Below are 20,332 nucleotides of genomic sequence, written 5' to 3' on the forward strand. Positions count from 1 at the left end.
TAGCCGCTGAGCACGAAGAACAGGTCGACGCCGAGGTAGCCGCCCTGGGCCCACCCGAAGTTGAGGTGGTAGGCGATGACGGCGAGCACGGCCACCGCCCTGAGGCCGTCCAGGGCGGGCACGTACGCCAGTGCTCCCGACCAACCGCTGCGTTGCGCCGCCATGTCCGCGGGGAAGCTACCGTCGCGCCGTTCCCGGATGGTGGACTCTCCGACCTGCCGGGCGCCGACTCGTCCGCGAGGTGCAGACTGCGCCGATGACCACGATCGCCGAGCTCGTTCTCCGCCGGGCCGAAGAGCACGGCACCAGGCCGGCGCTCCTCTTCGAGGACGAGACCTGGACCTGGGCCGAGTACGCCCAGGCCTGCGCCGACCGGGCGTCGGCCCTCGTCGGGCTGCGCCAGCCGGGCCCATTCCATGTCGGCGTCCTGCTCGACAACGTGCCGGAGTTCCCCATGTGGCTGGGTGCGGCGGCGCTGGCAGGCGCGACGGTCGTCGGAATCAACCCGACGCGCCGGGGCCGCGAGCTGGAGCGCGACATCACCCACACGGAATGCCAGCTGATCGTCACCGAGCCGGCCCATCTTCCCCTTCTCGACGGGCTCGACCTGCGAATGTCCGAGGAGCGCGTGCTGGACATCGAGTCGAGGCCGTACGACGCGCTGCTGGCGAACATGCGGGGTACGGCCCTTCCCGATGAGCGGCCAGCGCCGCAGTCACGCTACCTCCTGCTGTTCACCTCCGGCACGTCCGGACAGCCGAAGGCCTGCATCTGCTCGCAGGGGCGGCTGGCCCGCATCGGGCAGGCGGCCGGCAAGAACTTCGGCCTCACGCCGGACGACGTCTGTTACGAGGTCATGCCCCTGTTCCACTCGAACGCGCTGATGGCGGGTTGGGCTCCGACCTTGGCATCTGGCGCGGCCATGGCCCTGCGGCGGAGGTTCTCGGCGTCGGGGTTCCTCCCCGACGTACGCCGGTTCGGGGCCACCTTCTTCAACTACGTGGGCAAGCCGCTGTCCTACATCCTGGCCACGCCCGAGGCGCCCGACGACGCCGACAACCCGCTCGTCCTCGCCTTCGGCAACGAAGGGGCGGACCTGGACCTCGAGCGCTTCGGCGTCCGGTTCGGGTGCACGGTGGTCGACGCCTACGGGTCCACCGAGGGCGGGGTCACCGTCGGGCGCACGCCCGACATGCCGGCGGGCGCGCTCGGTCGGGCGCCCGAGGGCACGGTGGTGCTCGATCTGGAGACGGGTGGAGAATGCGCGCCGGCCGAGTTCGACGAGCACGGACGGTTGGTCAACCCGGACGCGGCGATCGGCGAGCTGTCGTCCCGCTCACCCATCGCCGCGTTCGAGGGCTACTGGAAGAACGAGGAAGCCGACGCCGAGCGGGTGCAGAACGGCGTGTACCGGACCGGCGACCTCGCCTACCGCGACGCCGAGGGCTATTTCTATTTTGCGGGGCGAGGCTTCGACTGGCTGAGGGTGGACGGCGAGAACTTCGCCGCCGCCCCCGTCGAGCGCATACTCGCCCGCCATCCCGACGTGCTGCTGGCGGTGGTGTACGCCATCCCCGACCCCGAGGTGGGCGACCAGGTGATGGCCGCCCTGCAGCTGCGACCCGGGCGCGAGCTCGATCCCGACGGGCTGGCCGCGTTCCTGGCCGCGCAGCCGGATCTGGGCACAAAATGGGCGCCGCGCTTCGTACGGGTCACCGACCAGCTCCCCGTCACGCCGACGAGCAAGGTCCTCAAGAGGGTGCTGCGACGCCAGCGTTGGGAGTGCCGCGACCCGGTGTGGTGGCGCCCCACCCCTGCGGAGCAGTTCCGCCGCCTGACCGCCGAGGACATCTCCGACCTGCGGGCTGCTTTCACGGTCCGGGGACGGCTCAGCTCGCTCGACGCCGGCTGAGGGACGAGCGGCCACTTATATCCCTTGACAGATATATAGCTGCTAAGGCATAGTGAAGGCCGATGATGGCGTTCGAGGTACTGGCCGAGCCCAACCGGCGACGCATCCTTGACCTCCTCCGCCATGGGGAACGCCCGGTCGGAGACCTGGTCCACGCGCTGGCCGTGAGCCAGCCGGCGGTGTCGAAGCACCTCGGTGTGCTGCGCGACGCGGGCCTCGTCGAGGCTCGGGTCGACGCCCAGCGCCGCTTGTACCGGGTACGGGCTGCGCCGCTCCGCGAGATCGACGACTGGATCGCGCCCTACCGGGCGATGTGGAGCTCCAGCCTCGATGCCCTCGAACGTCATCTCGACGACATGGACGACATGCACAACTCTCCCTCCCCGAAAGGAGATCGACGACATGGAAGGACAGCTGCTCCAGACGGATGACCGGTTCCGGCTGCGGTTCAGCCGCCGGCTGGCGCACTCGCCGCAGAAGGTGTGGCGGGCCATCACCGAGCCCGAGCACCTCCAGGCCTGGTTCCCGGGCCGAATTGTCGGCCAGTGGATCGTCGGCTCCAGGCTCGAGTTCCATGGCGAGTACCCGATGATGGACGGCGCGGTTCTGGCCGTCGAGGAGGGCTCGCTGCTCGAGTTCCGATGGGGGCCCGACACCCTCCGCCTCGAGATCATCCCCGAGGGCGACGGCTGCACGTTCACACTGACCGACACGTTCGACGAGCTCGGCAAGGCGGCGCGCGATGCCGCCGGCTGGCACGAGTGCCTCGACCATCTCGAGGACCACCTGGAAGGAACGCCGCCACGGGCCTGGGGGGAGCGATGGAGCCAGGTCCACTCTCGCTACGTGGAGCAGTTCGGGCCCGAGGCGGCGACTATCGGACCGCCCGATCGAGGTTAACGATCGACGCCGAGGATCAGCCCGCTCGTCGGCACCCCGGTTCCGGCGGTGACGAGGACGTGCTCGACGCCCTTGACCTCGTTGACGGAGGTGCCGCGCACCTGGCGCACGCCCTCGGCGATGCCGTTCATGCCGTGGATGTAGGCCTCACCGAGCTGCCCGCCGTGGGTGTTGATCGGTAGGGCGCCGCCCAGCTCGACGTTCCCGTCGCGAACGAAGTCCTTCGCCTCACCCCGGCCGCAGAAGCCGAACTCCTCCAGCTGGCACAGCACGAACGGGGTGAAGTGGTCGTAGATGACCGCCGTCTGGATGTCGGCGGGCCCGATGCCCGCCGTCGCCCACAGCTGACGGGCGACCAGTCCCATCTCGGGCAGCCCGCTGATGCTGTCCCGGTAGTAGCTGGTCATCATGTCCTGGTCTTCGCCCGCGCCCTGGGCAGCGGCCCGGATGATCGCCGGGGGCTGACGAAGGTCGGTGGCCCGCTCGCGACTGGTCACCACGAGTGCCTGGGCGCCGTCGCTCTCCTGGCAGCAGTCGAGGAGGTGCAGGGGCTCGACGATCCAGCGGGACCGCTGGTGGTCCTCGAGGGTGATGGGCTGCTCGTAGAACCAGGCCGCCGGGTTGCTCGCCGCGTGTCGGCGATCGGCCACGGCCACCCGGCCAAAGTCCTCGCTGGTGGCTCCGTACTCGTGCATGTAGCGGGTGGCGAACATGGCGACCCATTGCGCCGGCGTGAGGAGGCCGAAGGGGGCGTACCAGCTGAAGTGCGCGCTCTCGGCCGTCGGCATAGGAGGCCGGTCCTGCACGCCGGCCCCGAAGCGTCGACCCGACCTCTCGTTGAACGCCCGGTAGCAGACCACGACGTCGGCCACACCGGTGGCGACGGCCATGGCCGCCTGCTCGACGGTGGCGCAGGCGGCCCCTCCCCCGTGGTGGATGCGGCTGAAGAAGGTGAGCGCACCGATCCCGAGGTTGCGGGCGATCTCGATCTCGGGGTTGCCGTCCATGGTGAACGTGACCATCCCGTCGACCTGCGCCGGGTCGATCCCGGCGTCGTCGAGCGCGGCCGCGGTGGCCTCGACGGCCAGGCGCATCTCGCTGCGCCCGGAGTCCTTGGAGAACTCCGTGGCGCCGATCCCGACGATCGCCGCCTTGTCGGCCAGCTCGTTGGCGCTCGTCACGGCGTCGCTCGCGGCAGGGCCAGACGGACGGTGCCCGACACGTGGTCGCCGAGGCTGTTGGCCCCCTTGACCGCAACCTCGACGACGCCCTTGCCGTCGACCTCTTGCTTCGCGGTGACCGTGCCGGTCATCACCATCGTGTCGCCGGGATAGTTGGGAGCACCGAGGCGGATCTTCACCCGCTCGAGCACGGCGTCGGGACCGGCCCAGTCGGTGATGAAACGGCCCACGAAGCCATTGGTGCTGAGGATGTTCATGAAGATGTCCTTGGACCCGCGCTCATGGGCCAGGCCGGGATCGTGGTGGACGTCCTGGTAGTCGCGCGACGCGATGGCGGTGGCCACGATGAGCGTGCGGGTGAGTGGGATCGACAGCTCGGGCAGCTGGTCGCCGACGCTCACGTCGTCGTAGGCGAGGGTGGTCGTGGTCGTCATCTGGCGGCCGCGGCGATCTCGCGGCCCAGCCGGGCCAGCTGCTGGCTGGCGCCGCCCAGGGTCACCTCGATCTGCTTGCCCCACAGGAAGTAGCGGTGGATCGGATAGTCCACGTCTGCTCCGAGGCCACCGTGCAGGTGCTGGGTGGTGTGCACGACCCGGTGTCCGGCGTCGGCGGCCCACCACTTGGCCACCGCCACCGCGTCGGTCGCGTCCATGCCTTGCGACAGTCTCCACGCCGCCTGCCACATCGTCGCCCGCATGGCCTCGGTGTCGATGTAGGCGTCGGCCGCCTTGAGGGCCGCCCCCTGGAAGGTGGCCAGCGGCCGACCGAACTGATGACGGCCTGACGTGTACTCGGCCGCCATCCTGAGGGCCTCCTCGGCGACCCCCACCTGCACAGCGCACAGGGCCACCACGGCCCGGTCGAGGACCCGGCCGACGGGGCTGGCGCCGTCGGGGCTCCCGAGCACGTCCTCGGGCCCGACCGACGCGCCGGCGAACGAGAGGTGGGCGGCGATCGCCCGGTCGGTTGTCCGGGCCAGCTGGCGCGTTATGCCAGGCCCGGTGGGGTCGACCAGGAGGACACCGAGATCCCCGCCCGGCATGCGGGCCGGCACCAGCACCCGGGCGGCGAGATGGGCGGCGGGGACGCTCATCGCCGTGCCGTCGAGGCGCCAGCCGACGCCGTCGGGCTCGGCCGTGACGCCCGGGCCCAGCGTGCCGGACCCGACCTCGGCCAGCGCCGCGGTGAGGATGGTGTGGCCCTCGATGACGCCGGGCAGCCAGCGCGCCCGCTGCTCGGGCGTGCCGAGCTCGGCGATGGGCAGCGCCCCCATGGCCAGGGTGGGGAGCAGCGGTACCGGCGCCACGCGCTTGCCCTGCTGCTCGAGGAGCAGGCACAGCTCGACGATCCCGTACCCGCTGCCGCCGACGTCCTCGGGTAGGGCGATACCAAGGAGGTTGGCTTCGGCGAGCTTGGTCCACAGGGCACGGTCGAAGCGGTCGGTTCCCCCCTCGACTTCCTTCACCCGCTCCGGCGTGGCCTGGTCCTCGAAGATCCTGGCCGCCAGGTCGGCGATCGCCTGCTGGTCCTCCGAGAGCGTGAAGTCCATCAGCTCGCCACCGGGTGGAACTGGGGCAGGGTGAGCTCGTCGTCGAAGGCGACCATCTCGAGCTCGAGCGGCATGCCGATGTGCACGTCGCTCGGGTCGACGCCGATCACGTCGGTCACCAGCCGGGTGCCCTCCTCCAGCTCCACCAGGCCGACGACGAGGGGGTAGTCGAAGGCGGGGACCTCGGGATAGTGGACGACGACGAAGCTGTACAGCGTCGCCCGCCCGCTGGCTTCGACCGTGTCCCAGTCGAACGACCGGCACTGCGAGCACATCGCATGGGGGGGATGCCGCAGGAGGCCGCAGGACGCGCAGCGCTGTATCAGCAGCTGGCCCCGGCGGGCGCCCTCGAAGAAGAAGGCGTTGTCCGGGGTCACGGCCGGGCGCGGCCGCCGCGGTCGTTGGCGCCGGTCGCTCGCCTCTGGCTTGGCCGGTTTGCGCGCCGCTGGTCGGAACTTCAGGATCCGGAAGCGCATGCTGGCGACGAGCTCGCCCCCCTGGTCGTGGTAGTCGCTGCGCGTCGTGACGAAGTGGCCGGCGCCGAGCGCCGTCTTCTTCTCCTCCGAGATCGATTCGATCGTCGACGTCATCGACAGGTGGTCCCCCGGATGCAGGTACCGGTAATAGTCCTGCTCGCAGTCGGTGGCGACCACCGAGCTGAAGCCGGCGGCATCGATCATGGCCATGAGCTCGTCGCGCGCGTTCCCGCCGCTGGTTGGGCGGGGCTTGATGCCGCGCATGACCCACGCCTGGAGCATGACCGGAGGCGCCACGACGCCGCCGTGGACCGACCGGCCCGCCGCCTCCGGGTCGGTGTAGATCGGGTTGTCGTCGCCGATGGCCTCGCACCAGTGGCGGATCATGGGCTGGTTGACGGGGTCGGCGCCCGGCTCGGGAGGCCCGACGGGGCGACCCTCGAAGGACCGCGCCTTCTCCAGGAACGCGTCGCTCACCGCGGTGCGCGGGCCATGCCCAGGCCCACGCTGGCGACGATCTCCCGCTGGACCTCGTTGACCCCGCCGCCGAAGGTGTTGACCTGGGCGGCCCGCGCCGCGCGCTCGAGGTCACCGTGGAGCACGGCGCCCGCCTCGGAGGCGGGCAGATACCCGAGCGGTCCCAGGATCCCGAGGAGCGTCCGGTAGACGTCGATCAGGCACTCGGTGCCGTAGACCTTGACCGACGAGGAGTCCCCCGGGTTGAGCGTGCCGGCCGCCGTGTCGGCCGTCATCCGCCAGTTGAGCAGCTTCATGGCTTCGAGACGGGCGTGCGTCCTGGCCAGGTCCATCTGCACCCACGGCTGGTCGAGCACGGTGCCCCCGCCGTCGGCGGGGGTGGACGCCGCCCACGACAGCACCTCGTCCCACAGGCGGTGGGCCATGCCACCCATGGCGGCCAGGCCGACCCGCTCGTGATTGAGCTGGGTCGTGATCATGCGCCAGCCCTCGTTCTCCCGCCCCACGAGATTGGCCGCCGGCACCCGCAGGTCGTCGTAGTACGTGGCGTTGGTGCGGACGCCGCCGACGGTGACGATCGGCGAGACCTTGAAGCCGGGCGCGGCGGTCGGGACGAGCAGGAGGGAGATCCCCTTGTGCTTGGGCGCGTCGGGGTCAGTGCGGACGGCCAGCCAGATGTAGTCGGCGTCGTTGGCCCCGCTGGTGAAGACCTTGCTGCCGGTGACGACGTACTCGTCGCCGTCGCGGACGGCCCTGGTCCGCAACGACGCCAGGTCGGTCCCCGCCTCGGGCTCGGTGTAGCCGATGGCGAAGTGGATCTCACCAGCGAGGATGCCGGGCAGGAAGCGCGCCCTCTGCTCCTCGTTGCCGAACCTCATCAGTGTCGGCCCGACCGTGTTGAGGGTGACGAAGGGGATCGGCGCCCCCGCCCGCTGCGCCTCGTCGAAGAAGATGAACTGGTCGGTCGGCGGCCGGCCCTGACCTCCGTACTCCCGGGGCCAGCCGATACCCAGCCATCCGTCAGCTCCCATCTGGCGCACGAGGCGGCGGTAGAGCGGTCCGCCCTCGCCGGGGCCGCCGAGCTCGGTGCGCACGTCGTCGGGCAGCAGGCGCGCGAAGTACTGGCGCAGCTGCTGGCGCAGGTCTTTCTGCTCGGTCGTGTAGTCGAGGAACATGACGAGCGGTCCGGCTGAAACCTAACAGAGCGTCAGGCCTACAACGAGGCGAGCTCGGCCCGGGCGCGGCCGGGGTCGAACTCGAAGCGCTCGCCGGGCGCAGGCACGATCACGAGCGGACACGGCGTGTGCTGGGCGCACTGCTGGGCGACCGAGCCGAGCAGCAGTCCGGCGAACCCTCCTCTGCCCCGCGCCCCGACGACGAGCAGGTCGGCACCCTCGGCCGCCTCCACCAGCGCCAGGGCCGCCGGCGCCGGCGCCACGTGGCGTCGGAGATCGAGTCCCTCGCCGACGGGGAGGCCGGCGAGGCTCTCCTCCACCACCTCGAGCGCGTCCTCCTCGAGCGCTTCGACCGGGACTGCCGGGCCCGAGGCGGCTGAGGCCTTCGTCCCCTGATCGGGGTAGTTCCAGGAGTGGACGACCTCCAAGGCCGCGCCCCGCAGCTTCGTCTCGGCCAGGGCCCAGCTCAGGGCCTGCCGGGACCCGGAGGACCCGTCCACCCCGACGACGACCCTTCCACGGTTGGGCCGGCCTCCCGATTGCGACGCTTCGCCTTCGAGCATGGCCAGCCACCTTTCCTTGGCGCGACGGCCAATTCGACCGCATCAGCGGCGTCGACGCCAGCATTGAGCACACACTCTGGGCCCGTCCGCAGGCCCGGACGCGCACCGACCGGGGCCCCGTGGGAACCCCGGTCGGTGGGTCACGGTCCGGCGTCGAGCCGGAGGATTTGAGCCGGTCGGCTCAGCGAAGGCCGCAAGCCCTGGACGTGACCGGCCACTGGCCCCAACCGCTCTGGGCCTGGAGCTTCTGAGCAGCCGCATCCTGGGTCGCAGGCGAGGCCGAGGCAGGACTACCGGGGTAGCCCAAACCACTCCACGTCTGCTGGCTGAACTGGTAGGCCCCGTAGTAGCCGTTGCCTGTGCTCGCGGAGTAGTTGCCACCTGACTCATGCTGCCGTATGCACGCCCACACACCGCCTGCGGCGCTCGAGTTGGACGACGACGCGACCGCCTGTTGCTGCGGGGCGGCCGGCGCCGAGAAGGTGTGCTGGACGGGAGCAGGAGCGGGAGCCGGCGCCCAGTGGGCGGCCGGAGCGCTAACGGGGCCCCCGACGGCGGCGGCCCAGGTTGCCGGGCCCGCGACGCCGTCCACAGCCAGGCCCTTGGAGGCCTGGAAGGACCGGGTCGCGGCCTCGGTCAGCGGACCGAAGATCCCGTCGATGGGGCCAGGATTGACCCCGTGGGCGGAATAGCCCGACTGGAGGGCCCGCACGTCGGGGCCAACCTGCCAAGGCGCGCTGAGGGAGAGGTCGCGACTGAACCCAGTGGTCGCGGCCAGGACGGGGAAATGCGGGATGGCTGCGAGGACGAGATCGCCGATCTCCGGACTCGCCGGCTTCGGGCCGGGAGTGGCGGGTGCGGCGGTGGCCGGCTGGCCAGTAGCAATGGCAGTACCAATCGCGGCCCCTGCGGCGACCGCCGAGCTTGCGAATGATGCGGTGAGTCGGTGCTTGCGCATTTATGCGCCTCCTTGAAGTCACGGAAACCCTGGAGGGCTTCAGGTGTGGCGTGAAAATGCGGGCAGACCGTCGGAACGCATGCGGCTCGCGAGCCAAACTGGATCCCCAGCGTTCGGCCCTGGATGTGAGGTCCGTACGAGGTGCGGACGGAAAACCCTGTTTCGCTGGACCGAGGGGCACTCCTCCTTTCGTTGGCCGCAGCGAGCCACTTCCTTGGCCGCTGGCCGCGTTCGTTCGTGTTTGAGTTGTGACGAAGAGCTTTTGGGTGGATTGTTGGCTGCGCGCGTTTAGTCGGACTCTGTTGTTGGGACGTGGCCACACGGGGCCATCGATCTCGACGGCGCGCGCATATGTGCAGCGGGCGCTAAGTTAGACAACCACCCCGCAGCGACGCAAATCGGGAGAAAAAGCCCAGGTGAACGCGCCGATACCGCGATCGTGACGCCAAATCGACGTTAGAGACCATTCGCATTGCGTTCAAGGCTTTCTCCCTGGAGCACCACGAGGCCTGCTCAAAGTTGGGACGTGTGGGGCAATGGGGGATCGAGGGCTGGGACCGAGGCGAAGCCGTCGACGTTCTACCCACTCCCCAGAATCCAAACCTCACCGTCGCTCGCCCTGGTCAGCGGCCGTCTCGGTCGGCCAGGGCGGCAGCCACCATCTCGAGGTCCTGGACGAACCGGGCCAGCTCGGCCTGGCGGGAGCCCTCGTCGGGCGCCCTGAGGATGGACGAAGGGTGCACGGTGGCGGTGACCTTCGGCTCGTAGGGCCAGTCCACGAACCGACCGCGCTCCTTGGTCACACGGAAGCTCGAGCCCAGCAGGGCCTGGGCGGCGGTCGCCCCGAGCAGCACCACGATCTGCGGCCGGACGACCGCCAGCTCGGCCTCCAACCACGGGCGGCACGCCGCCACCTCGAGGGCGCTGGGCTTCTTGTGGAGGCGCAGCTTTCCGCGACGGGTGAACTTGAAGTGCTTGACCGCATTGGTGAGGTACACCCGGCGGCGGTCGATGCCGGCCTCTCCGAGCGCCTGGCCGAGAAGCTTGCCCGCCGGACCCACGAACGGCTCGCCGGCCAGGTCCTCCTTGTCTCCGGGCTGCTCGCCCACGAGCATCACCGGAGCGTCACCGCTCCCGGACCCGAACACGGTCTGGGTGGCGTCCTTGTGCAAGGAGCAGGCGGTGCAGCACGCAGCGGCCGCTCGCAGGCTGTCGAGGGTGGGATGGTCGGGAATGAGCTCCTGCGCCGTAGACGAGGTCACGGGGCAGATCTACCCCGGCAGCGCACCGGCGCCACGAGACTTGCGATCTCGGTGATTTTTTTCCGTTGACGACCGAAGGTCCCGGGCGTATGTTCACGGCTGGAGCCCCGAGGGGACGACCGAAGGGCCAGCCGGAGAGGGAGACCTCGAGGGCCGGCCCGGAGGAAATTTCCTTGGGGCTCCGCTCTGTCGGTGTGTCGCTACGCTTGGGGCATTGTGAGCCAAGTCGATACCTCGCCCGACGTCGCCCCCGTCAACACCGATCCCCTCGCCGATGAGGGCGACCACGAGCGGATGACCCACATCGTCCTCGGCGGCTTGCATACCAACGAGGGCGACTTCGTGCCGACCGGCACCACCGTGGCCGAGGGCATCATCAACCAGGTCCCGGTCCGGGCCCTGTGCGGCAAGGTCTGGGTCCCGGGACGGGACCCCCGCCGCTACCCGTTGTGCCCCACCTGCAAGGAGATCGCCCAGTCCTACGGCTGGCAGGTGCCCGCGGGCTGAGAGCCGCCCTAGACGAGCAGGTCGATCGAGACCGCCACGCCGACGACGACGATCACCGTCCGCAGCAGCACCGGGGAGAGGCGTCGACCTACCGTGGCGCCGACCTGTCCGCCGATGACCGAGCCCGCGGCGAGCAGGCCCGCCGCTCCCCAGGCCACGTGGGCGACGGCGATGAAGATCACGGCTGCGACGCCGTTCACCAGCATCGCCAGCACGTTCTTGGCCGCGTTCAGCCGCTGGAGGTCGTCGGACAGGAAGATAGCGAGGAGGGCGATCAGCATGACGCCCTGGGCGGCGCCGAAGTAGCCGCCGTACACGCCCGTCGCGAAGACCGTGACATACAGTCCGACCCCACCGTGGTGCTCGTCGCTCCCCCTCCGCGCCGCGAGGCGCCGACTGAGGGCAGGCTGGGCGAGCACCAGGCCGCAGGCGACGAGGATGAGGACCGGCACGATGTGGCGGAACACCGAGCTCGGAAGCACGAGCAGCAGCACCGCTCCGGTGATCCCCCCGGCGACCGCCGGCACGCCCAGGACCGCCAGCCGCCGGCGCTGACCCGTCAGCTCTCGGCGGTAGCCGACGCTCCCGCTCACCACGCCGGGCACGAGCCCGACGGTGTTGCTGACGTTGGCCGTCACCGCCGGGTACCCGACCGCCAGCAGCGTCGGAAAGGTGATGAGCGAGCCGGAGCCCACGATGGTGTTGATCGTCCCGGCGGCTAGCCCGGCCGCGAGGATCGCCAGGGCGGTCGACGCGGACATGGCGCCGGTCTAGGCCACGGCGCCGGAGGATGTCGAGCCCCGTCCAGGGCGGGCGAGCCGCCAGCGAACGGGGCCGCCCCTATAGTGAGGTGTCGTGCGCAACGGTGACGAGGTACCGGACTTCGAGCTCGTGGCCGACAAAGGCCAAACAGTCCGTCTCTACGAGGAGCTGGGTCAGGGCCCGGTGGTGCTGTTCTTCTATCCCAAGGCCATGACGCCGGGATGCACGGCGGAGAGCTGCCACTTCCGCGACCTCGGAGCCGAGTTCGGCGCGCTCGGCGCCCGCCGGCTCGGCATCAGCGCCGACTCGGTCGAGCGCCAGCAGCAGTTCACGGCCAAGCATGACTTCGATTTCCCGCTGCTGTCGGATCCGGACCGTCGGGTCGCCAAGGCGTTCGGCGTCAAGCGGCCGGGGCCGCTGTTCAACCGCCGTGCCAGCTTCGTCATCGGCACCGATCGGCGCCTACTGGCCAGCATCGCCAGCGAGCTCAACATGGACAAGCACGCCGACGAGGCGCTGGCGGTCCTGCGGGCCGCCCAGGCCGGTCAGAGCACCACGGGCGGCTAGCGCAGCTCCCGCTCGACGCGGCGGGTGACCTGACGCTCGACCACGAAGGCAAGAAAGGGCACGAAGCCGGCGCCCACCACCTCCGCCATCTGGCCCAGCGTCCATCGGCCGCGGCGCGCCAGGTCGTAGGCGGTGACCAGGTAGACGATGTACAAGATGCCATGGATGGGCCCCACCACAGCGACCACGCCTGGCGATCCCGCCGCGTACTTCAGGGGAACGCCGACGAGCACGAGGACCAGCAGGCCCACCCCGACGACGTAGGCCATGACGCGGTAGCGGAGGAGCGCGCCGCTCATGTGGGATGCCGCCAGGTCTTGCGCCGGCCGCTGGCGTTGAGCTCGGCCAGGTACCGGTTGTAGGCGGCGAGCTCCTCGTCCTCGTCGTCGCGATAGCTGGTGACGACCGGGCTCGCGTCGGCTGCGACAGCGCCGTTGGTGCTGGCGGCGACGCCGTTGGTCCTGGCGGCGGCAGCGCCGTTCGTGCTGGCGGCGACGCCGTTGGTGCTAGCAGCGGCAGCCCGCCGCGCCTGGCGGCTGCCACGATCGGGGCGTTCGTGCAGCATGTCCCACCACATGTAGACGACGACGCCGGCCAGGAGCGGCCACTCGAAGGCGTAGACGTAGCTCAGCGTGTTCCCTGACAGCGCCCGGCTCGCCTGCCACCAGGTCAGACCGGCCATCGCCGCCACCAGTACGGTCATCGTGAGGTGCAGGAGGATGGCCCGAGACGAGAGCCAGGTGCTGCGCACGCCGCAAGCCTATTCCGGCCCCTGCGACCTGGTCACTCGGCGCCGGCCAGCGTGAGCTCGGGGTGGCGGGCGGCCACCATGCGCCGCATCCCGTCGCGCCAGTCCACGGTCGTCTCGCCGACCAGCTCGTGCAGGCGGGTGTTGTCGGTCGTGACGCTCTCCAGCACCTGCTCGGTGTGCTCGAAGCGGGGCTCCTTGCCGACGAGGCGGCCGAGGTACGCCGACCATTCTTCGATGCTCACCGCGTCCTTCCCAGCCCAGTTCACGATCGTCGCCGGCACGCCTGCGACCTCGAGCAGACGGGGCACCATGGCGATGATGTCCGACTCGTGGATGGGGTTGAAGATGCTCGGGGCATTGGTATGCACGGCGATCGGCTGTTCGGCCAGGATCATCTCGAGGTGGAACAGCGGCCACCCGCCGTTGTCACCGTACGGCACGTTGAGGCGGGCGATGGTCGTCGGCAGTCCCCACTGGCGAGCCCCGGCTCGGGCCATGGCCTCGGCGGCGATCTTGGTGATGCTGTAGGTGGGCATGAGCACCCGATGGTTGTCCCCCAGCGGATCGGTCTCGGCGAGCCGACGATGGTCGTCGGGCTGGTAGACGGCGGTCGACGAGCAGTGCAGGAAGGCCTTGGCCCGGCGACAGTGCTGCATCAGCAGACCCACCGCTTCCGCGTTGGCCGCCAGGTCGCGGTCCCAGCGCCCGCTCTTGACGACGCTGAAGTTGAGCACGTACGTGAAATCGTCGGGTAGCGCGCTGAAGTCGTCGGTGGCCAGGTTGTGGGCTACGCACGTCACGCCTCCCGACTCGATCTCGGCCCGGGCCACCGGGTCCTTGAAGCGGGCGAGGCCCCACACCTCGTTGTCCGCCGCCAGCGCCAGGGCCAGGGGCTTGCCGACCTGGCCCGTGGGGCCGGTGAAGAGGATCTTCTCGCCCTGCAGGGTTGCCATGGAGCGGGAGGTTAGAGGATGGCCGTTACGCCGGAGCCCGCACCGGGCGCGGCAAAAGGGGGCGAAGCTCAGATCCCCCTTCCGCCTGCCTGCTGGCGCTGCGACCCCCCCGATCCCGCCAACTCGCAAATCGGGCGAGCTCCCCTCTCGCTCCCGAGCGTAGAGCCAGGGAGGCCTCCCGACAATGGTTGATCCGAAAGTGGGTACCCCTGCGGCAGGGCCGGTCAACCGCCCGCAGCCGCTCCCGGGCCCTTAGCCTGCCCGGACCGTGGCGTCGGGCGCTTCGTGCCGCCCGACGTCGAGAAGCAGCGTGTGCAAGGTCGAGCGGCCCTTGGTGCCGAGCGGCTGCAGCACGTCGTCCTCCAGCTCCTGGAGGACGGTCCGCAGCTTCGCCAGCCGGCGCCTGCCCGCTGGAGTCAGGCTCACCATGTGGCGACGGCGATCCTTGGGATCGCGGTGCCGCTCGATCAGCCCCTGCTCCTCCAGGTCGTCGAGCACTCCCACCAGCTGACCTCGATCAAGGCCGAGAGCATCGGCGATGGACGCCTGCGTGTCGCGTGCCCCCTCGTCGAGCAGGGCCAGGATGCCGAGGTCGTACAGGTTCGCCCCTACTCGCTCGAAGGCCTCATTGGCGGACGCCTTCACGGACGAGCCGACATACCCCAGCAGGAACACGGGGCTGTCGAGCAGCTCCCTTGGCCTTCCCGCCAGTGGCAGCTTTCCAGCGCATGTGTCTTGTGTCACCACGGAAATAGTCTACCCGAACCCATCGTTGTCCCAAACGATCGTGGGTTCTCTCAATGATAGGGGTACGCGCCGATGACGACCGCTCTCCAAGCACCACGCGCCGCCGCTCGATCTGACAGGGGTCGCTGGCTGGCCCTCGCCGTTATCGTCGCCGCCCAGTTCATGGTCGTGCTCGACATCGCCATCGTGAACGTGGCCCTGCCGTCGATCAAGACCGACCTCCACTTCTCGCAGGTGAACCTGCAGTGGGTGGTGACCGCCTATTCCATCGTCTTCGGTGGCGTCCTGCTCCTCGGAGGCCGGTTGGCCGACCTGCTCGGCCGGCGTCGGGTGTTCATCGGGGCCATCGCCCTCTTCGGAGCGGCCTCGCTCCTATCCGGGCTGGCCTGGTCGGAGGGCTCCTTGATCGCGTTTCGCGGCTTGCAGGGGCTCGGCGCGGCGCTCCTGTCTCCGGCCGCCCTGGCCCTGCTGATGACGACCTTCGCCGAAGGCCGGGACCGGAACGTGGCCCTCGGTGTCTTCGGGGCCGCCGCCGGAAGCGGCGGGGCCGCCGGCGTCCTCCTGGGCGGAGTCCTCACGTCCTACCTCAGCTGGCAGTGGATCTTCTTCATCAACGTCCCAGTGGCCGTCCTGCTGATCGCTCTCGTTCCCCGGCTGCTCCGGGAGAGTCGAGCGCAGCTCCAGCACCGCAGCTTCGACGTCGCAGGCGCCGTCTCGATCACCGGTGGGCTGATGCTGCTCGTCTACGCCATGACCCGCGCCACGCAGATCGGCTGGGGAACGGCCGAGACGATCGGGCTGCTCGCTTCCGCGGTCGGCCTCATCGCGGGCTTCATCGTGATCGAGCTGCGTTCGAAGTCCCCGCTCCTGCCCATGCGTCTGTTCCGTCTGCGGACCCTGGCCGGTTCCAACCTCGCCGGTCTGCTCAGCGGAGCATCCGTCTTCTCGATGTTCTTCCTGCTGACCCTCTACATGCAGCAGGTTCTCCACTACTCGGCCATCAAGACCGGCGTGGCCTACATCGCGCTGACGTTCTCCATCATCGCCTTCTCCAACGTCGCCCAGGTGCTGACGACGCGGATCGGCGTGCGCCGGGTGCTCCCGGCAGGGCTCCTCATCTCTGGTGCCGCGCTCCTGCTCTTCACCCAGCTGCCGGTGCACGGACAGTACTTCTGGGACATCTTCCCGCCCTTCCTGCTGAGCGGCGTCGGCCTGGCATTCACCTTCGTGCCGGCTTCGATCGGAGGGCTCACCGGCGTCAAGGAGCGTGACGCCGGGATCGCCTCGGGCCTGATCAACACCAGCCAGCAGATCGGCGGGGCGATCGGGCTGGCCGCGGCCGCCACCGTGGCGACGACCTACACAGCCCATTACGTCAACAGCCACCCCGGAAGCAGCCTCCTCAGCGGCAGCGCCCTGACCTACGGGTTCGAGATCGCCTTCTACGTCTTGGCGGCACTTGCCATTGTCGGGGCCGTAGCTGCAGCCTTCGTCCTCGAGTCGAAGCCGAAGGATGTCGACGTCGAGCAGATGGACGAGGAGGAGGCCGCGGTCCTCGAGCCCGTGTGACACCTGCCTGTCAGGTGGTGGCAACCGGCCGGCTCCCGCTCCGATCAGACGGAGCCGGAGCCGGCTGGGCGGGTTTCGCGGCCCTCGGAACCGGGCGACTCCATAGGATGGTGCGGAGCCATGCCAGTCACCGTGGACCGAGCGCAGCTTCGGCGCCTCCTCGAAGGAGGAGCGCAGCTGGTCGACGTGCTGCCGCAGAAGGAGTTCGAGGAGGAGCACCTCCCTCGGGCCATCAACCTTCCGCTGCGGCGGTTGGAGACCGAGGCCATCACGGCGCTCGATCGGGGGAGTCCGATCGTCGTGTACTGCTGGGACTCGGCTTGAGACCTTTCTCCGCGGGCCGCGTGGCGGCTCGAAAGCCTCGGGTACGGCGAGGTCAACGACTACGCCGCCGGGAAGAAGGACTGGCTCGCAGCGGGGCTGCCGACCGAGGGCACCATCGCTGGTAGCCGGCGAGCGGGGACCGTCGCCCGAGCCGACGTCCCGACGTGTCGCCTCGACGAGGAACTGGGGTCGGTCAGCCAGCGCGTGCAGCAGGCGGGGTGGAACGCCTGCGTGGTCGTGAACAGCGAGCGGGTCGTCATGGGCCTGCTGCGAGGTGACCAGCTCGCCGGTGACCCGGCGCGCTCGATCGAGCAGGCCATGCGTCCAGGGCCGAGCACGTTCCGTCCCAACGTCGCCATCACCGAGATGGCCGCGTACATGGCAGAGCACAACCTCGAGAGCTCACCGGTGACCACCTCCGACGGCCGGCTGGTCGGCCTCCTCATGCGCACCGATGCCGACCAGGCCGCGCTCGAGTCGAAGCAAGACGCCTCCGACACCTGACGAGAGGAGCACTGCCATGTCCGACGCCCAGCCGCACTATCGCGAGCCGGGTTGGTTCACCCGCAACGTCCTCAACCGAGCCGTCCGGGGCATCACCAGCGCCGGGATCAGCGTGATGGGAAGCCGGGTCCTCGAGGTGCGAGGTCGGCGCAGCGGCCAACCCCAGCGGACCCCGGTCAACCTGCTCACCCTCGACGGCAAGGACTACCTCGTGTCGGCACGCGGTGAGGGTCAGTGGGTACGCAACGTCCGCGCCGCCGATGGTCAACTGGACCTGCTGGTGGGTCGCCGGCGCGAGCACTGGCAGGCGCGCGAGCTCTCCGACGACGAGAAGGTCCCCGTGCTGCGCGCCTACCTTCGGCGATGGAAGGCCGAGGTGGGCCAGTTCTTCGAGGGAGTGGGCCCCGACTCGAGCGACGAGGAGATCCGCGGGATCGCCCACAGGCACCCGGCGTTCGCCCTGACGAAGCGGCCCGACCGGTGAGCCTGATCCGATCATGGCTCTACAGCGGCCGCCGGCTGTTCCTGGGCGCCGCAGTCCTGGCGGTGGCGATCGGCCTGGTGCTCGGCCTGGGTATCGCAGCCAACCGGCTCGCCCACCACGTCAACGGGTTCATCGAGGTCACGGCCATCGTGGTCGTCGGGGCGATCGTCCTGGGCGTGGTGGCGCGGGCGCTGCGTCCCGGCCTTCCGCCGGGCACCGTGCTGGAGCTGGACATCGCCCAGCTCCCCCCGGAGGCGGTCGGCTCGAACCTGCTCACTCAGGCCCGGGGCCGCCGGCCCCTGTCGATGCGCGAGACGGTCGAGCTCATCGAGCGGGCGGCGACCGACCGCCGCGTGTCGGGGTTGTTGGTGTACACCACGTTCGACCGCGGCGGGTTGGCCCAGATCCAGGAGCTGCGCGACGCAATCCTGAACCTGCGCCGGGCCGGCAAGGCGGCGGTGGCCTTCAGCGACACGTTCGGCGAGCTCGGCGGCGGCAACGGGCCCTACTACCTGGCCACGGCCTGCGACGAGATCGTCCTCCAGCCGTCGGGAGACGTCGGCTTCGTCGGCCTGGCCCGGGAGATGAACTTCGTAAGGGGGGCCCTCGACCGCATCGGCGTCGATCCGCTCTTCGAGGGGCGCCACGAGTACAAGAGCGCCGCCAGCCAGCTGCTCCACACGTCGCTCACCGAGCCCGAGCGCGAGCAGCTCCAGCGCATCCTCGACTCCCAGTTCGGACAGATCGTGGCCGGCGTGGCGGAGGCTAGAGGCCTTTCGCTCGAAGCGGCGCGCCGGCTCGCCGACACCGGGCCGCTCACGGCCGACGAGGCCCGCGCCGCGGGACTGGTCGACCGGCTCGGGTACCGAGACGAGGCCAGGTCACGCGCCAAGGAGCGCGCCGGCGAGGGAGCGTCCCTGCTGTTCCTCGACCGGTACGCCAAGCGGGGCCGCCGCCGGGGTGGCCGAGGCCGACGACCGACAGTGGCGGTCGTCACCGCGACCGGAGCCATCGTCAGGCGCCGCGCCACGCCCAATCCGCTGACCGGGGTCGACCAGATCCAGGCCGAGCGCACCGCGGAGGCCATTCGCCAGGCCGCCGCCGACCGCAAGGTGCGGGCGATCGTCATGCGGGTCGACAGCCCGGGGGGCTCAGCAGTGGCGTCCGACACCATCTGGCGCGAGACGGTGCTCGCCCGCCAGGCGGGCAAGCCACTCGTGGTGACGATGGGCAACGTCGCCGGATCGGGTGGGTACTACATCTCGACCGCCGCCGATCGCATCATCGCCCAACCCGGGACGGTCACCGGTTCCATCGGCGTCATCGCCGGCAAGCCCGTGCTGGCGAGAGCGAAGGAGCGCATCGGCTTCAGCGTCGACGAGGCCCACACCAGCAGGAACGCGCTCTTGTGGTCACTCAACCGCGCCTTCGACGACAGCGGGCAGGAGCGCTTCTCCAAGTCCCTCGACGTGATCTACGACACCTTCGTCACGAGAGTGGCCGAGGGAAGGAGCCTGCCCAAGGAGCGGGTCCAGGAGGTGGCTCGTGGCCGGGTGTGGACGGGCGAGGACGCAGCGGCCGTCGGCCTCGTCGACACGCTCGGCGGCTTCCCGGCGGCCCTCGCCGCAGCCCGCGAGCTGGCGGGGCTCGAGCGCGGCGCCCGGCTGCGTACGAAGCCGTTCCCCAAGCGGGTCAGTCCGCTCGCCGCGCTGCGGGGCCCGAAGGGCGACAGCAGCGACGACCTGCGAGCGCGGTTGCACGGGGTCCTCGACGCGCTCGGGCCATTGCGGCAGCTGGCGGGCGCGCTCGGGCTGTCGGACGCCCGCGGGGAGCTGCACATGCAGGCGGATCCGCACAGCTGGCTCATCCGCTGACCAGCCCGGTCAGCCGTGCACGCAGCGGGCCCACGCCCGCTTCACTGAGCGAGGACGTCGAGCTCGAGGCGGCGGAGGATCTCGCGCTGAAGCGCTGATCGCTCGCTGCGCGTGCCGAGCTCGTTGATCTCCTCCTGGATGGCGTTCAGCACCATGCGCTGGAAGTTGTAGGCGAGCAGGGCAGCCGAGCTGTGCAGCATGAGGCGCAGTGCGGCGACGAGGCGATCCGAGTGCTCGCGTTGCGACAGCCCCATCTCCTGCAACGGGGCGCGTACGTGGGACATGAAGAGGCTGACGGATCCCTCGGCCACGTCCTCGGCCGCCTCGAGCTGGATGCGGGCGACCTTCATGAGCTCCTCGAGGGGAAGCCCTCCGCCGACCAGGGTGAGGATGATCGACACGGCCCTGACGTCGGCGTGGGTGTACCGACCCTCGGCGTTGAGGCGACGGGACCGGATCAGGCCCGAGGCCTCGAGCGAGCGCAGCATCGGGGTGGGCACTCCGCTGCGGTCGGCGAGCTCGCGCAGGTCGAACGTCTCCTCGTCGACGATCTCGGCCACGTCTCCGTCGGTGGGATCGGCTCGGGGAGGTCCCGACTCCAGCAGCTGACCGATCACCCGGAGCGAGTAGCCGCGCCGCTTCAGCTCGTTGATCTCGCGGAGGCGCTCGAGGTGCCTCCCGTCGTAGAGCGCGATCCGCCCCTCGTGGTGTGGCGGCCTGAGCAGTCCCTTCGACTGGTAGGAGCGGACGAGCTGGACGCTGATGCCGGCTGCCTCGGCGAGCTCATCGACCCGGTAGTCCATGTCCGCAAGAGCATAGGTGCTGCTCCCGAGCTGG

Annotated in this window: 24 protein-coding genes; 10 read left to right on the forward strand and 14 right to left on the reverse strand. The window is 70.1% G+C overall.

All coding sequences use genetic code 11. From position 1 onward, the window contains the following. Positions 1-256 precede the first annotated feature (256 nt). The 3 genes from VH112_09295 to VH112_09305 all read left to right on the forward strand — a co-directional run bounded on the left by VH112_09295 (position 257) and on the right by VH112_09305 (position 2,812). Complete coding sequence (locus VH112_09295; GenBank protein HEX4540427.1) at positions 257-1,912, forward strand: AMP-binding protein; 1,656 nt, start codon at positions 257-259, stop codon at positions 1,910-1,912. A gap of 62 nt (positions 1,913-1,974) precedes the next feature. Next, positions 1,975-2,343 carry a metalloregulator ArsR/SmtB family transcription factor gene (locus tag VH112_09300; protein HEX4540428.1) on the forward strand — a complete coding sequence of 123 codons (369 nt, stop codon included), beginning with the start codon at positions 1,975-1,977 and terminating at the stop codon, positions 2,341-2,343. Then, entirely contained in the window at positions 2,315-2,812 is a 498-nt protein-coding gene (locus VH112_09305) for an SRPBCC domain-containing protein (GenBank protein HEX4540429.1), read from the forward strand. Before VH112_09300 ends, VH112_09305 begins: the two co-directional genes overlap by 29 nt. Here VH112_09305 and VH112_09310 read toward each other — a convergent pair. The 8 genes from VH112_09310 to VH112_09345 all read right to left on the reverse strand — a co-directional run bounded on the left by VH112_09310 (position 2,809) and on the right by VH112_09345 (position 10,453). After that, the gene (locus VH112_09310; protein ID HEX4540430.1) at positions 2,809-3,993 is read right to left on the reverse strand and encodes a lipid-transfer protein; all 1,185 of its coding nucleotides are present in this window, start codon (positions 3,991-3,993) and stop codon (positions 2,809-2,811) included. The genes VH112_09305 and VH112_09310 overlap by 4 nt on opposite strands. Beyond that, positions 3,990-4,427, reverse strand: coding sequence for a MaoC family dehydratase (locus VH112_09315; GenBank protein ID HEX4540431.1), 438 nt, complete (start codon positions 4,425-4,427; stop codon positions 3,990-3,992). The genes VH112_09310 and VH112_09315 overlap by 4 nt, the downstream gene beginning before the upstream one ends. Then, entirely contained in the window at positions 4,424-5,542 is a 1,119-nt protein-coding gene (locus tag VH112_09320; protein HEX4540432.1) for an acyl-CoA dehydrogenase family protein, read from the reverse strand. Before VH112_09320 ends, VH112_09315 begins: the two co-directional genes overlap by 4 nt. Then, entirely contained in the window at positions 5,542-6,495 is a 954-nt protein-coding gene (locus tag VH112_09325; protein HEX4540433.1) for a bifunctional MaoC family dehydratase N-terminal/OB-fold nucleic acid binding domain-containing protein, read from the reverse strand. The genes VH112_09320 and VH112_09325 overlap by 1 nt, the downstream gene beginning before the upstream one ends. Further along, positions 6,492-7,670 carry an acyl-CoA dehydrogenase family protein gene (locus tag VH112_09330; GenBank protein HEX4540434.1) on the reverse strand — a complete coding sequence of 393 codons (1,179 nt, stop codon included), beginning with the start codon at positions 7,668-7,670 and terminating at the stop codon, positions 6,492-6,494. Before VH112_09330 ends, VH112_09325 begins: the two co-directional genes overlap by 4 nt. Before the next feature lie 38 nt (positions 7,671-7,708). Continuing rightward, the gene (locus tag VH112_09335; GenBank protein ID HEX4540435.1) at positions 7,709-8,233 is read right to left on the reverse strand and encodes a universal stress protein; all 525 of its coding nucleotides are present in this window, start codon (positions 8,231-8,233) and stop codon (positions 7,709-7,711) included. A gap of 181 nt (positions 8,234-8,414) precedes the next feature. After that, on the reverse strand, positions 8,415-9,191 hold the full coding sequence (locus tag VH112_09340) for a transglycosylase family protein (protein HEX4540436.1): 777 nt from the start codon (positions 9,189-9,191) through the stop codon (positions 8,415-8,417). 623 nt (positions 9,192-9,814) lie between these two features. Continuing rightward, a complete protein-coding gene (locus VH112_09345) occupies positions 9,815-10,453 on the reverse strand; it encodes a UdgX family uracil-DNA binding protein (GenBank protein HEX4540437.1) in 639 nt (212 codons plus the stop codon). Between the two features lie 216 nt (positions 10,454-10,669). Between VH112_09345 and VH112_09350 the strand changes: the two genes are divergently transcribed. Then, positions 10,670-10,960 carry a DUF3039 domain-containing protein gene (locus VH112_09350; protein HEX4540438.1) on the forward strand — a complete coding sequence of 97 codons (291 nt, stop codon included), beginning with the start codon at positions 10,670-10,672 and terminating at the stop codon, positions 10,958-10,960. A gap of 8 nt (positions 10,961-10,968) precedes the next feature. Here the strand turns inward: VH112_09350 and VH112_09355 are convergent, their stop codons facing one another. Beyond that, entirely contained in the window at positions 10,969-11,721 is a 753-nt protein-coding gene (locus VH112_09355; GenBank protein ID HEX4540439.1) for a sulfite exporter TauE/SafE family protein, read from the reverse strand. A 94-nt stretch (positions 11,722-11,815) separates the two neighbouring features. Here VH112_09355 and VH112_09360 point away from each other — a divergent pair, with 94 nt between their 5' ends. Then, positions 11,816-12,289, forward strand: a complete 474-nt coding sequence (locus VH112_09360; protein HEX4540440.1) for a peroxiredoxin — start codon at positions 11,816-11,818, stop codon at positions 12,287-12,289. Here VH112_09360 and VH112_09365 read toward each other — a convergent pair. The 4 genes from VH112_09365 to VH112_09380 all read right to left on the reverse strand — a co-directional run bounded on the left by VH112_09365 (position 12,286) and on the right by VH112_09380 (position 14,737). Continuing rightward, entirely contained in the window at positions 12,286-12,588 is a 303-nt protein-coding gene (locus tag VH112_09365) for a DUF3817 domain-containing protein (protein ID HEX4540441.1), read from the reverse strand. The genes VH112_09360 and VH112_09365 overlap by 4 nt on opposite strands. Continuing rightward, the gene (locus VH112_09370) at positions 12,585-13,040 is read right to left on the reverse strand and encodes a hypothetical protein (protein HEX4540442.1); all 456 of its coding nucleotides are present in this window, start codon (positions 13,038-13,040) and stop codon (positions 12,585-12,587) included. Before VH112_09370 ends, VH112_09365 begins: the two co-directional genes overlap by 4 nt. Before the next feature lie 32 nt (positions 13,041-13,072). Then, on the reverse strand, positions 13,073-13,993 hold the full coding sequence (locus VH112_09375; GenBank protein ID HEX4540443.1) for an NAD(P)-dependent oxidoreductase: 921 nt from the start codon (positions 13,991-13,993) through the stop codon (positions 13,073-13,075). A 252-nt stretch (positions 13,994-14,245) separates the two neighbouring features. Further along, positions 14,246-14,737, reverse strand: a complete 492-nt coding sequence (locus tag VH112_09380) for a MarR family transcriptional regulator (GenBank protein HEX4540444.1) — start codon at positions 14,735-14,737, stop codon at positions 14,246-14,248. 75 nt (positions 14,738-14,812) lie between these two features. Between VH112_09380 and VH112_09385 the strand changes: the two genes are divergently transcribed. From VH112_09385 to sppA, 5 genes are all read left to right on the forward strand, one after another. Further along, positions 14,813-16,309 (forward strand): DHA2 family efflux MFS transporter permease subunit, encoded by a 1,497-nt coding sequence (locus VH112_09385; GenBank protein ID HEX4540445.1) that lies wholly within the window; start codon positions 14,813-14,815, stop codon positions 16,307-16,309. Positions 16,310-16,429: 120 nt separating this feature from the next. Then, positions 16,430-16,633: a rhodanese-like domain-containing protein gene (locus VH112_09390; protein HEX4540446.1), complete on the forward strand. Its 204-nt coding sequence runs from the start codon at positions 16,430-16,432 to the stop codon at positions 16,631-16,633. Between the two features lie 204 nt (positions 16,634-16,837). After that, positions 16,838-17,137, forward strand: coding sequence for a CBS domain-containing protein (locus tag VH112_09395; protein ID HEX4540447.1), 300 nt, complete (start codon positions 16,838-16,840; stop codon positions 17,135-17,137). A 16-nt stretch (positions 17,138-17,153) separates the two neighbouring features. After that, positions 17,154-17,621: a nitroreductase family deazaflavin-dependent oxidoreductase gene (locus VH112_09400; GenBank protein ID HEX4540448.1), complete on the forward strand. Its 468-nt coding sequence runs from the start codon at positions 17,154-17,156 to the stop codon at positions 17,619-17,621. Continuing rightward, a complete protein-coding gene (sppA, locus tag VH112_09405) occupies positions 17,618-19,495 on the forward strand; it encodes a signal peptide peptidase SppA (GenBank protein HEX4540449.1) in 1,878 nt (625 codons plus the stop codon). Before VH112_09400 ends, sppA begins: the two co-directional genes overlap by 4 nt. Before the next feature lie 41 nt (positions 19,496-19,536). Here the strand turns inward: sppA and VH112_09410 are convergent, their stop codons facing one another. Next, entirely contained in the window at positions 19,537-20,298 is a 762-nt protein-coding gene (locus VH112_09410; GenBank protein HEX4540450.1) for a MerR family transcriptional regulator, read from the reverse strand. Between the last annotated feature and the right edge of the window lie 34 nt (positions 20,299-20,332).

Source organism: Acidimicrobiales bacterium (assembly GCA_036270875.1).
GTDB lineage: Bacteria > Actinomycetota > Acidimicrobiia > Acidimicrobiales > AC-9 > AC-9.